This is a genomic window from Bacillus sp. FSL M8-0049 (assembly GCF_038593355.1).
Taxonomy (GTDB): Bacteria; Bacillota; Bacilli; order Bacillales; family Bacillaceae; genus Bacillus; species Bacillus safensis.
The window spans coordinates 707,635-721,283 of sequence record NZ_CP151986.1 but is presented as its reverse complement, the minus strand read 5'-3'; the positions used below and the strand labels follow the sequence as shown (position 1 = coordinate 721,283).

The window sequence follows — 13,649 nt, the reverse complement described above, 5'->3', positions numbered from 1 at the left end:
GATTCTTCCTTTATTTTAAATCAGCCAGTAGCAGAAAACTAGTTTTAAAAAACCCGCTGCTGAAAAGAATGTTTCCTTTTGATGCTCGATACACTATGAAGAGGTGATCTAAAGATGATAACCATTAGCTTATGTATGATTGTGAAAAATGAAGAGGAAGTGCTGGCGGAATGCCTTTCTTCTGTTCAAGACATTGTCGATGAGATAATCATCGTTGATACGGGATCAACAGATCAAACAAAAGAGATCGCTCATTCCTTTTCAGCAAAGGTGCTGGATTTTGAATGGGTGCAGCATTTTGCAAAAGCACGTAACTTTGCTTTCTCACATGCAGCGAAAGAGTATATTTTATGGCTCGATGCTGACGATGTTCTGCTTGAAGAAGACCGCCAAAAACTGCTTCAACTCAAGCAGACATTTGATCCCTCAGTGGATGCCGTTTCGATGTTTTATCATGTGGGCTTCGATGAAAGCGGTCAAGTCAATTTCAAATATAGAAGAAATCGCCTTGTGAAGCGTTCCTTAAACTTTCAGTGGTACGGGGCCGTTCATGAGTTTCTTCAAGTGTATGGAAACATCTTTCCAGCAGATATCGCCGTCACACATCAAAAACGCAAGAAAACAACTGCTGGTGAGCCTGGGCGCAACTTGCGAATTTATGAAGACATGCTGGCAAAAGGAGAGGACATGACGCCCCGTGATCTCTTTTATTTTGCCAATGAATTAAGAGACAATGGGCAGCATGTCAGAGCGATTCGTTTTTATCATGAATTTTTAAACACAAAACAGTGCTGGATTGAGGATGAAATTCGCACATGCCAATATTTAGCGGACTGCTATTATGCGGCAGGCTTTGAGGAAGCGGCCTTATCCTCCTTATTACGTTCCTTCATATATGATCAGCCCCGGCCAGAATTTTGTTGCCGGATCGGGGATCATTTAAAAATACAAAATAAACATCAGGCAGCCATCTTTTGGTATGAGCAGGCGCTGAAGGCTCCTGAAAACGAAACAGCCTTCACACTTACACAATATAAAACGTGGTATCCTCACCTTCAGCTTTGCTACTGTTATTATCAGCTCGGTGACCTGGAGCAAGCCAAAATACATCACCATGCCTCCTCCGCCCATCATCCGACTCATCCAAGTGTCATGTACAATGAAAAAATATTTGCTGATCAGACATAGATCGTCTGTTACCACATCCGCCTTCGATCTCACGGCGGATGTCTCTTTTTATACACTTATTCGGTTGTGACGTTTAACACTTTAGTGATTTAAAGCGTTTTTCAACCAATTGACTAAATTGTCATTTGCGCATATACTAACATTCGTCTTACGAAAAGATTTATCCATTAGGAGGTCAACATGAGTTCTTTATTTAGAAAAAAATCTCTCGACCAGCTCATGCTTGAAAGTCAAACAAAGCGGCTCAGCCGTTCGTTAAATACGTTTGATTTAATCTTGCTTGGCATTGGCTGTGTGGTCGGGACTGGAATCTTTGTCATTACGGGGGTTGCTGCGGCAAATGATGCGGGACCTGCGATTATTATATCTTTTATTTTGGCTGCAATTGCATGCGCCCTTGCTGCTTTTTGCTACGCTGAATTCTCCTCATCCATTCCTGTGTCAGGAAGCGTTTATACGTATTCCTACGCAACACTTGGAGAATTTCTCGCCTTTTTAATGGGCTGGGATCTCATGCTTGAATATGTCATTGCGCTCTCTGCTGTAGCAAGTGGATGGTCGTCCTATTTTCAATCACTGCTCAGCGGATTTGGCCTGCACATACCGAAGGCTTTATCAGCTGCACCTGGAGCCGCTGACGGGGCCGTCTTTAACCTTCCAGGCGCACTCATTATTTTGCTCATCACCTTTATCGTCTCAAGAGGCGTCAAAGAAAGCACAAAGCTGAATAACATTATTGTGCTGATCAAAATTGCCATCGTCCTTCTCTTTATCATTTCAGGCTTTGCTTACGTCAAACCTGAAAACTGGACACCGTTTATGCCAATGGGATTTGAGGGCGTGATCGCAGGCGCAGCAACAGTCTTTTTTGCTTACCTCGGATTTGATGCAATCGCCAATGCATCGGAAGAGGTCAAAAATCCGCAAAAGGCAATGCCGATTGGGATTATGGGAGCGCTCGGTGTTTGTACCATTTTATACATCGGGGTTTCCTTTGTCTTAACAGGCATGGTTCACTATACGAAACTGAATGTCAGTGATCCTGTCGCATTTGCTCTTCAAGTGGTCGGTCTGAATAGTGTGGCGGGTATCATATCAGCCGGTGCCATTATTGGGATTACAACGGTACTCATTGCCTTGGTCTATGCACAGGTTCGCTTAACCTTTGCGATGAGCCGCGATGGACTTATGCCAAAGGTTTTCTCAAAGGTTCATCCAAAATCACAAACTCCTGTTGCCAACACTTGGCTGACAGGGGCAGTCGCAGCATGTATCGTAGGTTTTGTGAATTTATCGACGCTTGCGAATTTAGTCAGTATCGGAACACTTGCAGCCTTTACGGTGATTTCCATTGCGGTCATCATATTGCGAAAAAAACACCCGAATGTTAAAGCTGCGTTTAAAGTGCCATTCGTGCCTGTGCTTCCAATTATCAGCGCGATCATTTGTATCACACTTGCGACAACACTTTCTTGGGTCACATGGAGAGCCTTCCTCATCTGGATCGCCATCGGTGTTGTTGTCTATTTCACCTATGCAAGAAGAAAAAGCCATCTCAATGAAACACATTAGAAAAGAGACACGGGGATTCCCGGTCTCTTTTTTTGCTTAAATCACGCTGTTTTGACTGAATTTGAGTCCACCATATCTGGATCTAGCACGCTTGAAATCGGAATGACAAGCGGTGAACAATCTCCATTGTCCTCACCAAAACCTTGGTTCATTTTCATTGAGAGAAAATAATCAATCTGCTGATAAGGTCCTAGCGTCAGTGATGCACCCCGATCCATTGCATTGATTTTAAAAGCACCGACATTGACGACTGAGGGTGAGAATAACATCACACGTCACTTCCTTTGAATGGGTTTAGCTGCTGGTGAAAAAGAGGCAGGTGAGTCCACTTGATCTCGATCATCTACATGGCTTTTTGTACCGACAAAACCGCTGGCATCTCCAAAATTCTGTCCGTAACCCTGATTTTTTTTATCTGAGTTTTGCCACTCTGCTAACAAATTTTGTCCGACATTCACCGCCGACGCATTTTCAAAGGAATTAATTTTTAACATGAAAATATTAATATTGATATATGGAGTTGGTTGAACCACAGATAAACCTCCTTTTTATAGGTATATGCAAGCACCCATCAAGTATGTTAACGGGAGGTCTTCACATGGACTTCGAAAAAATGAAGCAGTGGATGGATATTGCCCAGCAAATGCATGGAGATGATTTTTGGAAAATGATCTTCGATGATGAGCAAAGATCCCCCTTTATGGCAAACGGTCCATCTCCATTTACATTCACACAGCAGGATCAGCGGGGATCAGATGCGTCGTTTCCTCCAATCGACATGGTGGAAACCCATGCAGAAATTCAATACTTAATTTACTTGCCTGGCTACCGAAAGGAAGATGTTCAGGTGTTATCATATGGTGAATATTTGGTTGTGAAAGGACAGCGTTTTTCCTTTTTTAACGAACAGGACTTTCGCCAAAAGCAAGGGAAGTATGGTCCGTTTGAAAAGAAAATCCGCCTTCCAGAAATGATTCTTGGTCAAATGAATGCTGCCTTTAAAGACGGTGTACTTTACATCCGCCTGCAAAAGGATGAAGGAAAAGCGACGGCTATCATCATAGATGACGAATATTGATACTCACTGCGTCTATTTGATCACGATCATCAATTGTTTTAATTGGCAGGATCGTGATCACGCCATCAGCATTCTGTTCCCCAAAGCCATTGTTTCGTTTGATCGTACTGCAATGATTGCGAACAAACGTCGAGCCAAACGTCATAGATGATCCTGTGCCAATCGAATTCGTTTTCATATGGGAAATGTGAATCTGAGTAGGCAGCATATGCTTCTCCCCTTTCTTGTCATCTCTATAAGTATATACGGGGCAGCTTTTCCATAGACTAGAGTAAGGCGGAAGAAAAGGTTGTGGTCTACTTGAAACATTTCATTCAATCACTCTTTAAAAAAATTGAATCCAATCCATCCCCATCTGTCATTGAGCTAGAAAAAAGACTCGCCGCTCTTGAGCAAAAAATGTCTGCACCAGCTGCTCCTGTCTCAGAGGATACACACATCCATATCGAATCCCTGCGAGTGGACAAAATTGACTACCATTTAGAATTTGGGGAGCTTTCTATTGACCAGCTTCAAGGCAGGCTCAATATTGGGGCAACCTATTACACGCCAAAGGACACATGCATCAAAAAATCCACACAAACACCGAAGCCAAAAGAAACAAAAACACCGGTTGTCTCGATTCGATCAAAGCCTTCATCTTCTTAATTCGCTCAGCTTTTCAGCACGACCGGCAGCCAGAAATAGACCGCAAGAACAATCACCACAATACTGATGATATTTAACCAAAAACCCGCCCTGACCATATCAGATATTTTCAGCACGTCCGCACTAAAGACAGCGGCGTTTGGCGGTGTGGAAATCGGCAGCATAAACGCACAGGAGGAAGCCAAAGCAGCCGCGGCCATTAAACCATACGGCTCTATGCCAATTGCGAGACCAAGCCCCACAGTGATTGGTATCAACATATTGGCAACAGCTGTATTAGACATAAATTCAGTCATAAAAAGAACAGCCGCTGTTAAAATGACAACGATCATGAAATAAGAAAGACCGTTTAACAGTTGAAGCTTTTCCCCCATCCAGCCCGTCAAATCGGTTTCTGCAAATCCAGTAGCAAGCGACAAACCGCCCCCGAATAAAAGCAGCAATCCCCAAGGAAGCTGTTTCATATCAGGCCATTCTAGGATTCTCTCACCAGTAGTTGATGGAATGAGAAAAAGCAGCATCGCACCAAAAATCGCAATGGATGTATCAGATACATAGAGATTTCCAAACAAAAAGGATTTAAAAATCCATAAACACGCTGTCATGAGAAAAACCGCAAGAACCCACTTCTCCTCTTGTTTAATCCTCCCCAAATCCTTCAAATCCTTTTGAATGAAATGTGCTGTCATATCACTCCGATGCTCCACTCGAAACTGAATCTTTGTTAAATACACATATAAAAGAAACAGCATGACGACCGTGACAGGAAAGCCAAATAAAAACCATTCAAAAAACATAACTTCACGATCCAATAACTTTTTGGACATTGCGGCAAACACTGCATTTGGTACTGTGCCAACGAGTGTGGCCAAACCGCCAATGGAAGCAGAATACGCAACGGACAGCAGTATGCTCTTACTAAACTTTTCAAGCGAGAGGCCTGTCAACATCTGATTCGCTTTCACCTCTTTAATGATCGCCAGTGCCACAGGAAGCATCATTAAAGCAGTCGCTGCATTTGAGATCCATAATGATAAAAAAGCCGTAGATACCATGATACCAAGGACGATACGATCACTTCTTGTACCAATGAAGCTGAGGATATGCAGCGCCATTCGTCGATGCAAATGCCACTTCTCAATCGCAATCGCAATCATAAAACCGCCCATATACATAAAGACAATCGGATCACCATAAGATTTTGCCGCTGCATCCATCGGCAGCCCTCCAAGTGTTGGCAGCAAAATAATCGGCAAAAGAGATGTTGCTGGAATTGGCAAAGCTTCTGTCACCCACCAAGCAGCTGTCCAAGCTGTAACGGCAAGTACCACCTTAGGCGCATAGGCCAGTTCAGTCTCTGGGATGAACAGCATGAGGATGACAAATAAACACGGTCCAAGCAATAATCCTATGATATTGACTTTTTGATATGCGATGAAACATCCCTCCATTTTGTCATCGCTTTCAAGCGATTTCGTCCTTATGTTCCTTCGATGATCTAAAGTGATTTCCTTTTTGCGATGAACAGGTAGAAAGGCATGTTTAACACAGGGAAATTCGGCACCCCAAATGGCAAAATCACGGTCCGTTTGTCTCATCCAACGAGCAAGGTTTCTATGAGAAACTATACAAATCACGACCAATCACTGTAAAATATAGAGGATCTAATCAAAAATTGAGGTGTTTTCATTGTATACGGGTCAAAAAAAATCATTTTGGAAACAGAAAAAAGTCATCATCCCTCTTCTTAGCATCATCGTAGTTGCTGCTGCTTTCTTTTTCTTAAAAGATACTCTTTTCTCAAAAGAAAAAGAGGCTTTAAAAGCCGCTCAAAGCTTTACGAAACATATGGAGAAGAAAGACTTTACGAAGCTGGCAGATGAGGTGACAAGTGCATCTTTGAAAGCCAATGACTTTTCAAAAAAACAACTAGCCGAAAAATACGACAATATTTTCAACGGCATTGGAGCTTATGATCTGAACATATCAAAGCTCAACGTTGAAAAACAGGACAAAGGAAATGGGTATCAATTTTCCTATGATGTAACGATGAAAACGTCTCTTGGCAAGCTGCATAAGCTGTCTTACAAGGGCATTCTCTCTGAAGAGGGCGACAAGTGGAAAGTGGACTGGAAACCAAATCTCATCTTCCCGCAAATGGAGAAAGGAGATACCATCAAGGTCAAATCAGACCCTGCTGTCCGCGGAAACATTGTCGATCGAAAAGGACGTACTCTGGCAGAAACAACTGGTGGAAACGCCCTTGGCATCATCCCGGGCAAGCTCGGAACAGGAGAAGAAAAAGAACGCAATATCAAAAAAATCAGCAAAGCTTTTGATATAGAGGAAGAACTAATCAACAATCATCTGAAACAAGCATGGGTCACAGACGACACGTTTGTCCCGCTCAAATCGATGTTAAAACAAAAGCCAATTCCAAAGGACGTCAATGGCGTTACCTATCAATCAAAGGAAATGCGCTACTATCCATATAACAAAGCCGCCGCTCATCTCACCGGATATGTAGGAAAAGCAAATGCTGATGATATCAAAAGAAATCCAGCATTAAAGGCGGATCAAATCATCGGCAAAACCGGCCTTGAATTCACATTTGACAAAAACTTACGCGGACAAGATGGCGGAAGCATTCTCATCGTCCATGATGAAACAGGCATTGAAGAAACATTGCAAAAATCAGCTCGAAAAGATGGAAAAACAGTGAAGCTGACGATTGATGCTTCTTTACAGAAAAAAGCCTATGATCAGCTGAAAGGTGAAAAAGGGGCCGTCACGATCATGAATCCATCATCAGGTGATTTATTAGCACTTGTCAGCACCCCTTCCTACGATGTCAATCTCATGACAAACGGGATTACACCTAAGCAATATCAGGCATACAGTGAAAATCCAGACCTTCCATTCCAAGCTCGATATGCGAGCCGGTATGCACCAGGGTCCACATTCAAAACCATTACAGCCGCCATTGGGCTGGAAACAGGTGTCACAAAGCCTGACAAAGTGCGCACCATTCACGGACTGAAATGGCAAAAGGATCAATCTTGGGGAAATTATCGCATCACCCGGGTTCACGATAAAGAAAAAGTAAATATGGTCGATGCCCTTGTGTACTCAGACAATATTTATTTTGGACAGGAAGCACTCGAAATAGGCAAAGACACCTACGAGAAAAAAGTGAAAACATTTGGATTTGGCGAAGACTTACACATGCCATTTACAATGAAGCCTGCACAAGTATCGAACGATGGCATTCAATCGGATATCTTACTGGCTGACTCGGCGTATGGGCAAGGCGAATTACTCATGTCACCGATTGAACAAGTACATGCCTATTCTCCATTTGCTACAGGAGGCAAGCTTGTCTATCCTCGAGTGATTCAAGATGAAAAAACAGCTTCACCAAAACAAATCATCAAAGAAGGCTCGGCAAACACAGTGAAAGATGCATTGACTAAGGTCGTGACCAGTCCAAACGGAACAGCCCACTCCTTACAAATCGAAGGAGCGGATATTGCCGCTAAAACGGGAACGGCAGAGTTAAAAAGCAAACAAGGTGCAACAGACGGCACCGAAAATGGATTTTTACTTGCGTTTAATCCTAAAAAAGAAGATTACGTCCTCGTCGGCATGATCGAAGGGGTAAAAAACCGCGGCGGCAGCGGACTCGTCGTTCAAAAAATGAAGCCTGTCATTGCTTCTTTTTACAAATAACTCTTTAGAGACACAAGCTCAATCAAATGCTTGTGTCTCTTTTTTTCTAAATCATGACAATTTGCTATTGTTTTATAGTTCACCTTATGAATAAAATGAGAAGAATACAAAAAACAGAAAACAGATAAATGAAGGGAGGAAGTCTCATTGGCCATTGCTGCTCGTACAAAGGATAAACCTCAACATTCTGTTACCGGCTCAACGGTTTATCCCATCTTATTGATTATTGGTATTTGTCATATGCTGAACGACACATTACAAGCCGTTATTCCTGCGATGTTCCCTATTTTGGAACGCTCAATGGGGCTGACCTTTACACAATTAGGGCTGATTGCCTTTACATTAAATATGGTCTCCTCCGTGATGCAGCCAGCTATTGGGTGGTACACAGATAAACGGCCGATGCCTTATGCACTTCCGATTGCTTTATTTTCAAGTGCTGTCGGTATATTCGGACTCGCGTTTGCTCCGTCGTTTGCCACCATTCTGCTTTGCGTTGTCTTTATCGGACTCGGCTCTGCGATCTTCCATCCAGAGGGCTCCCGTGTTGCCAACATGGCAGCTGGTCCAAGACGAGGTCTTGCCCAGTCCATCTATCAAGTAGGCGGGAATACAGGTCAAGCCTTTGCTCCGCTTATCGCTGCATTAATGCTCGTCCCGCTCGGTCAGACAGGCGTGGCTTGGTTTACGATTGTTGGAATGTTGGCGGTTGGTTTCCTTCTTTATATTTCAAGATGGTACGCAGGAAGGCTTCAAACCATTCGGGCCGAAGCGAAAAAAGCTCCTGCAAAAGCTGTCAGATCTGATATTCATCGTAAATCAGCACTCATTGCACTTGGCATTATCGTCTTTCTCATCTTTGCCCGCTCTTGGTATGGAAATGCCATTTCGAATTTCTATGCATTTTATGCGATTGAACAATACGGTTTGACGATTAAAGAATCACAGACTTATATCTTCTTATTTCTTATTCTAGGTGCAATTGGGACATTTTTAGGCGGGCCGCTTGCAGACCGCTTTGGCAAGAAAAACGTGATTTTAGTTTCCTTATTGGCATCCTTCCCGCTTGCCCTGCTGCTGCCATTTGCCGGACCGGTTTTTGCTTATGTTTTACTCGGGCTGATTGGGCTCATTTTGACATCAAGCTTCTCTGTTACCGTGGTTTATGCCCAAGAACTATTTCCCGGGAAAATTGGCACAATGTCTGGTTTAACTGTTGGGCTTGCGTTTGGTATGGGTGCAATCGGATCGGTTGCCCTCGGCTCATTCATTGATGCCTTCGGCTTAACGCCTACCATGATTGGTGTTGCCTTTTTACCGATATTAGGCATCCTAGCCTTCCTACTTCCTAGCGACCAAACCATTTCTAAATGGAATGAATCATAAAAAGAAAACCGCTCAATCAATGAGCGGTTTTTCATCTCTCATAAAAATGCGTGTCAGGCACATGCTTCTTCGCAATAAATCCTTGCTTAAATTCTGGAAATACCTTTTGCACCTGCTTAATCTTTTGATGAACCAAGTCGGCATACGGAATATACAAATGATCCACAAGCTTCTGTTCTTTCATATAGTAATACCAATTAAGGTTAAAGGTATTCTCGTCAATGATCGTAAAGGCAGAAAAATGATAGAACAAGAGTGGACATTCGTCGAGATACATATCTCCTTTTACAACTGAAAGCTTGTAGTTTTCAATGTTCCAAATCGCCGCATTGGCTCCTTTAGATGCAACGATATGAACCCCTTCAAAATCATCAACCCATCTTTCCACATACCGCTGATCTCCGTACGTCTTTTTTTCTGTATCCATTTCTACTGTACAATGGGCAAGACAATTTTCTTTCCATTGCGTGACTGCCTGTATGGCAACATCTGTGTTACGACAGCCTACAAACCCTGTATTAAAGCGGCCAGACAACTCATAAAAATGATAGAACCGCTTGGAATTCATATGATCCGTCAAAAATAAATGAGCGCTTGGATTCTCTGCAAAAATCGCCTCCGGATCATGATAAAAATACAAATCCGTATCCAGATGGGCAAGATAATCCGCATCTGAGGACTCAAGAATGTTGAGCAGAAAAGCAGGCTTTAACGTCCAGCAATACTCATGAAACGTTCGATCTTCTTTTGCCCTTCGCAGCGTATCATCTTCAATGTCCTCAAGCTGTTCATATTGAACATGCGGGTGAGGGAACTCCTTTAATACCTTATAAGCCAAAGGGTCTGCACATAAAACGGACAGCTTAAAGGCATGAGCGTTTTGTTCAAGCGAATGAATCAGCGCCAAAAGCTTAAAAACATGGGTATTCGACACAATGGTTGTAAAGTGATAAGACGCCATTTACAACACATCCACTTGGAACAAATCAACGCGCAACAGCTCTTTCGTCAGCCCTTGAATGGCTTCTACAAGCACCATGCAGCCATACTCCTCACGTGCAAGCTGCGCCGCTTCTGCCAGCTTTTTCAAAGGAAAATGCTTGGCTGTCAGCATATCTTTTTTATCCCGCTTGATGCCTACATTCCGCTCTGTGATCAAATGAAGCAGCTCTAAAAAATAGGATAACAGGTCATCAAATGCTGGATTCTCACGCAGCTGCCGAACTTCTTTCACAATATCATTTGTCACAGTGTGAGAAAACGGACCAGAGAAAGCCAAATGGACATCAATGGAATCAATATTGTTATACTTCTCACACATATACAAAATGTTGTATTTGATGTCATCAAATGACGTTAAATTACTTGGATGCTCTTGATGCACACTCATAATATCCTCTCGCAATTCAAAGGAGAGACCAAGCTGATTCAGTCGAATTCCTAAATCATAATCCTCAAATCCATACCGAACGATATTTTCATCAAACATCCCTAGTGCCATGACATGCTTACGTTTAACAGAGGAGTTATTTGTAATAAAAAAGCGCCATGGCAGCTCATAAGAACCTAAATCATAGTGGTACGTTTCCAAAATATCTTTCAGAATATCAATAAACTCAGACTGCAAATCGAAGCTTTTCTCTAGAAATGCACCATTTTCGACTTCTTCCAATGATAAAAGAGGCGTTTTGTCCTCCATTTTCCGTTTATACAGTCCTTGCTTTTTCAACCGCTTCATATGATCCTTATCAAAAGCTGTGTAAAAATAGCGATAAATCCGCTTCCAGCACACACCGCAAATGACAAGATCCTCCCTGTCAGCATGAGCCTCTGCATGTTTTTGAATAAATCTCGGTTCTGCCAGCATATCACTGTCATGAAAAATGAGCAGATCCCCCTCCGCCTCGCGAATGGCATGATTACGTCCCTTTGCAATCCCTTGATTGACAGGAATGCGCACTTTTTTAAACGGGAAGTTCACCTCAATATTCTCAAGCATTTCCATCGTGCCATCCGTTGAGCCATTATCAGCAACAATGACTTCAAATGGAATATCTGTTTCCTGAAGCGTTAAAGAAAAAAGGCTTCCCTCTAAACGCTCTTTGGCATTATAGCTTGGAATAATGACGCTTACCTTTGGCTTTTCATTCATGCGTCATCCTCCTCCCGTTTGGCATAGCCGTTAAACAGCGGGTCGACCTGCTCCACAGATTCAATCACGTGGCGAAGCACTTGCCGATAGGCTTCTTGAAAAAACGGCAGGTCATTTCGTCCTTTTTCATGAATTTGCTGCATCTCATCCTTGCTCACAATCCGAAAGCCGCTGTAATGATAGCAAATGAGCGGGTGCCCATCCTCCAGAAGAATACGTCCATTCTCCTCCCGATAAGAATGCTGCCCATAGTTCCAATGACCAATATTCACGCCTTTTGTCTCAATATCTTCTACTTTGTCAAACAGCCTCGGCATATGATCTAGATATCCTTGATCGCCAAACTTGCCTTCTCCCGGTGCATTTTTACATTCTTTTAAGCATTCTTCTTTCCACCAGCTGAGGCATTTTCGTCCGGCTTCATCTCCTTTAAAATGCAGAAAGCCTGAATTATAGCGTCCTAAAAGCTTCTGAAGCATCTTCACTTCCTCTGCATCAAAGCTTGGAATGACAATATCCCCTCTCGAAATTAAAACAGAAGCATTCGGCTGATGTTGAAAAATCACCTGAGGGCTCTCATAAAAGAACAAATCCGCATCAAGATAGGTCACGCTCTCTGCCTGCTCCTGTTCAAATAACCACTCAATCCAAATCGGCTTTAAGGTCCAGCAATATTCCGATGCATCCCGTTCCTCTTTTTTCTCCAGCAGCTCTGGTGTTTCGAGCTCCCGTACATGAACAAGATCCACATGCGGAAAATTCATTTGATGAAGCAAATCAAATGCAGCATCATCCATACATAACGTCTTGATGACAGCATCATCTTCTACTTGCTTCAACGATAAGAAAAACGCAATGGCTTGATAAAGTCTTCCACTTGAAAGAACCGTACAATATATGCTGTTCATCTATTTACACCTCTATTTTTGAAAGAATTCGCGGTACCATTCAATCGTCTTCTCTAAGCCTTCATCAATGGAGTAATCAGGCTTCCAATCAAGCAGCTTTCTCGCTTTCTCTGCTGACAAATATTGATGCTTAATTTCATGTGTTCCTTGATTCAAAATACGAGGCTTCAGTTCACTTCCCATTGCCTTTAAAATCTTATCCACAAGCTCTAGCACTGTCAGTTGAATCTCGTTACTAAAGTTAAAGGCTTCTCCCGCCAGCCCTTTTTCCTCCATCTTCTCAGCTAGCAGCAAATAAGCCTTCACTGCATCTTCAATGTAGAAGTAATCACGAATAAATGTCCCGTCACTTCTAATTTCCGGCGCCTTTCCTTCTAACACAAGCTGAATGGTTTGCGGAATGATTCTGTTGAAATTCAAATCCCCGCCTCCATATAAATTACCGCAGCGTGTAATACAAACCGGAAGACCATATGTGTTGTAGTACGTATGAGAAATGAGATCTGCACAGCTCTTTGAGACATCATACGGATGTTTCCCGTTTAACGGCATGTCTTCATCGTATGGCAGCTGCTCTTGATCACCGTAGGCTTTGTCACTTGATGCCACGATCACTCGTTTGATCAGCGGCTGTCTTCTGCAAGCCTCAAGCACATTCCATGTCCCTAAGATATTCGCTTCAAATGTAGAAACAGGATGTCTATTCGCGACCCCAACAATGGCTTGGGCAGCCAAATGGAAGACGGTATCAATTTCATATTCTCCTAACGCACGTTCAATTGTCTGCATATCCTCTAATGCGCCTTGCACCACATTCATTTTTTCAAATTGACTGCCTTGATATAAATTCGACCTAGGCACCTGATCACGCACAAGTCCAGTCACGTTTGCCCCTTGATCAATCAATTCCTTAACGAGATAGCTCCCTAACAGCCCTGTACATCCAGTTACAAATACGTTCTTTCCATTCCAAAATCCGCTCATGCTG

The 13,649-nt window shown here is 42.8% G+C and carries 14 protein-coding genes; 6 read left to right on the top strand and 8 right to left on the bottom strand.

The window, feature by feature from the left end:
• Positions 1–114: 114 nt before the first annotated feature.
• Positions 115–1,188, top strand: a complete 1,074-nt coding sequence (locus NSU13_RS03595) for a glycosyltransferase family 2 protein (protein WP_211044008.1) — start codon at positions 115–117, stop codon at positions 1,186–1,188.
• Between the two features lie 180 nt (positions 1,189–1,368).
• Positions 1,369–2,760 carry an amino acid permease gene (locus tag NSU13_RS03590; protein ID WP_024426650.1) on the top strand — a complete coding sequence of 464 codons (1,392 nt, stop codon included), beginning with the start codon at positions 1,369–1,371 and terminating at the stop codon, positions 2,758–2,760.
• 41 nt (positions 2,761–2,801) lie between these two features.
• Here the strand turns inward: NSU13_RS03590 and NSU13_RS03585 are convergent, their stop codons facing one another.
• The gene (locus NSU13_RS03585; protein ID WP_342489857.1) at positions 2,802–3,029 is read right to left on the bottom strand and encodes a hypothetical protein; all 228 of its coding nucleotides are present in this window, start codon (positions 3,027–3,029) and stop codon (positions 2,802–2,804) included.
• Between the two features lie 6 nt (positions 3,030–3,035).
• The gene (locus NSU13_RS03580; RefSeq protein WP_003213975.1) at positions 3,036–3,293 is read right to left on the bottom strand and encodes a hypothetical protein; all 258 of its coding nucleotides are present in this window, start codon (positions 3,291–3,293) and stop codon (positions 3,036–3,038) included.
• Positions 3,294–3,358: 65 nt separating this feature from the next.
• Between NSU13_RS03580 and NSU13_RS03575 the strand changes: the two genes are divergently transcribed.
• A complete protein-coding gene (locus NSU13_RS03575) occupies positions 3,359–3,838 on the top strand; it encodes an Hsp20/alpha crystallin family protein (protein ID WP_024424582.1) in 480 nt (159 codons plus the stop codon).
• On the opposite strand, the gene NSU13_RS03570 is transcribed toward NSU13_RS03575, so the two are convergent.
• Positions 3,819–4,046 (bottom strand): hypothetical protein, encoded by a 228-nt coding sequence (locus NSU13_RS03570; RefSeq protein ID WP_251232644.1) that lies wholly within the window; start codon positions 4,044–4,046, stop codon positions 3,819–3,821. The genes NSU13_RS03575 and NSU13_RS03570 overlap by 20 nt on opposite strands.
• A gap of 92 nt (positions 4,047–4,138) precedes the next feature.
• Here NSU13_RS03570 and NSU13_RS03565 point away from each other — a divergent pair, with 92 nt between their 5' ends.
• A complete protein-coding gene (locus NSU13_RS03565; RefSeq protein ID WP_046314051.1) occupies positions 4,139–4,486 on the top strand; it encodes a hypothetical protein in 348 nt (115 codons plus the stop codon).
• Between the two features lie 5 nt (positions 4,487–4,491).
• Here the strand turns inward: NSU13_RS03565 and NSU13_RS03560 are convergent, their stop codons facing one another.
• Positions 4,492–5,937, bottom strand: coding sequence for an SLC13 family permease (locus tag NSU13_RS03560; RefSeq protein ID WP_335371006.1), 1,446 nt, complete (start codon positions 5,935–5,937; stop codon positions 4,492–4,494).
• A gap of 238 nt (positions 5,938–6,175) precedes the next feature.
• On the opposite strand from NSU13_RS03560, the gene NSU13_RS03555 reads away from it, so the two are divergent.
• Positions 6,176–8,215, top strand: coding sequence for a penicillin-binding transpeptidase domain-containing protein (locus tag NSU13_RS03555; RefSeq protein ID WP_342489856.1), 2,040 nt, complete (start codon positions 6,176–6,178; stop codon positions 8,213–8,215).
• Between the two features lie 147 nt (positions 8,216–8,362).
• Entirely contained in the window at positions 8,363–9,601 is a 1,239-nt protein-coding gene (locus tag NSU13_RS03550; RefSeq protein ID WP_024426656.1) for an MFS transporter, read from the top strand.
• 31 nt (positions 9,602–9,632) lie between these two features.
• Here the strand turns inward: NSU13_RS03550 and NSU13_RS03545 are convergent, their stop codons facing one another.
• Genes NSU13_RS03545 through NSU13_RS03530 form a run of 4 tightly spaced genes read right to left on the bottom strand, consistent with a single transcriptional unit; the run spans position 9,633 to position 13,645 of the window.
• On the bottom strand, positions 9,633–10,562 hold the full coding sequence (locus NSU13_RS03545; protein ID WP_335370551.1) for a putative nucleotide-diphospho-sugar transferase: 930 nt from the start codon (positions 10,560–10,562) through the stop codon (positions 9,633–9,635).
• Positions 10,563–11,753 carry a glycosyltransferase family 2 protein gene (locus NSU13_RS03540; protein ID WP_326484030.1) on the bottom strand — a complete coding sequence of 397 codons (1,191 nt, stop codon included), beginning with the start codon at positions 11,751–11,753 and terminating at the stop codon, positions 10,563–10,565.
• Entirely contained in the window at positions 11,750–12,661 is a 912-nt protein-coding gene (locus tag NSU13_RS03535) for a putative nucleotide-diphospho-sugar transferase (RefSeq protein WP_024426658.1), read from the bottom strand. Before NSU13_RS03535 ends, NSU13_RS03540 begins: the two co-directional genes overlap by 4 nt.
• A 12-nt stretch (positions 12,662–12,673) precedes the next feature.
• On the bottom strand, positions 12,674–13,645 hold the full coding sequence (locus tag NSU13_RS03530; protein WP_025092661.1) for a GDP-mannose 4,6-dehydratase: 972 nt from the start codon (positions 13,643–13,645) through the stop codon (positions 12,674–12,676).
• Positions 13,646–13,649 lie beyond the last annotated feature (4 nt).

Coding starts and splice junctions, on each gene's coding strand:
- NSU13_RS03595 (WP_211044008.1), top strand. CDS start 115: ATGATAACCATTAGCTTATGTATGATTGTGAAAAATGAAGAGGAAGTG.
- NSU13_RS03590 (WP_024426650.1), top strand. CDS start 1,369: ATGAGTTCTTTATTTAGAAAAAAATCTCTCGACCAGCTCATGCTTGAA.
- NSU13_RS03585 (WP_342489857.1), bottom strand. CDS start 3,029: ATGTTATTCTCACCCTCAGTCGTCAATGTCGGTGCTTTTAAAATCAAT.
- NSU13_RS03575 (WP_024424582.1), top strand. CDS start 3,359: ATGGACTTCGAAAAAATGAAGCAGTGGATGGATATTGCCCAGCAAATG.
- NSU13_RS03570 (WP_251232644.1), bottom strand. CDS start 4,046: ATGCTGCCTACTCAGATTCACATTTCCCATATGAAAACGAATTCGATT.
- NSU13_RS03560 (WP_335371006.1), bottom strand. CDS start 5,937: ATGGAGGGATGTTTCATCGCATATCAAAAAGTCAATATCATAGGATTA.
- NSU13_RS03545 (WP_335370551.1), bottom strand. CDS start 10,562: ATGGCGTCTTATCACTTTACAACCATTGTGTCGAATACCCATGTTTTT.
- NSU13_RS03540 (WP_326484030.1), bottom strand. CDS start 11,753: ATGAATGAAAAGCCAAAGGTAAGCGTCATTATTCCAAGCTATAATGCC.
- NSU13_RS03535 (WP_024426658.1), bottom strand. CDS start 12,661: ATGAACAGCATATATTGTACGGTTCTTTCAAGTGGAAGACTTTATCAA.
- NSU13_RS03530 (WP_025092661.1), bottom strand. CDS start 13,645: ATGAGCGGATTTTGGAATGGAAAGAACGTATTTGTAACTGGATGTACA.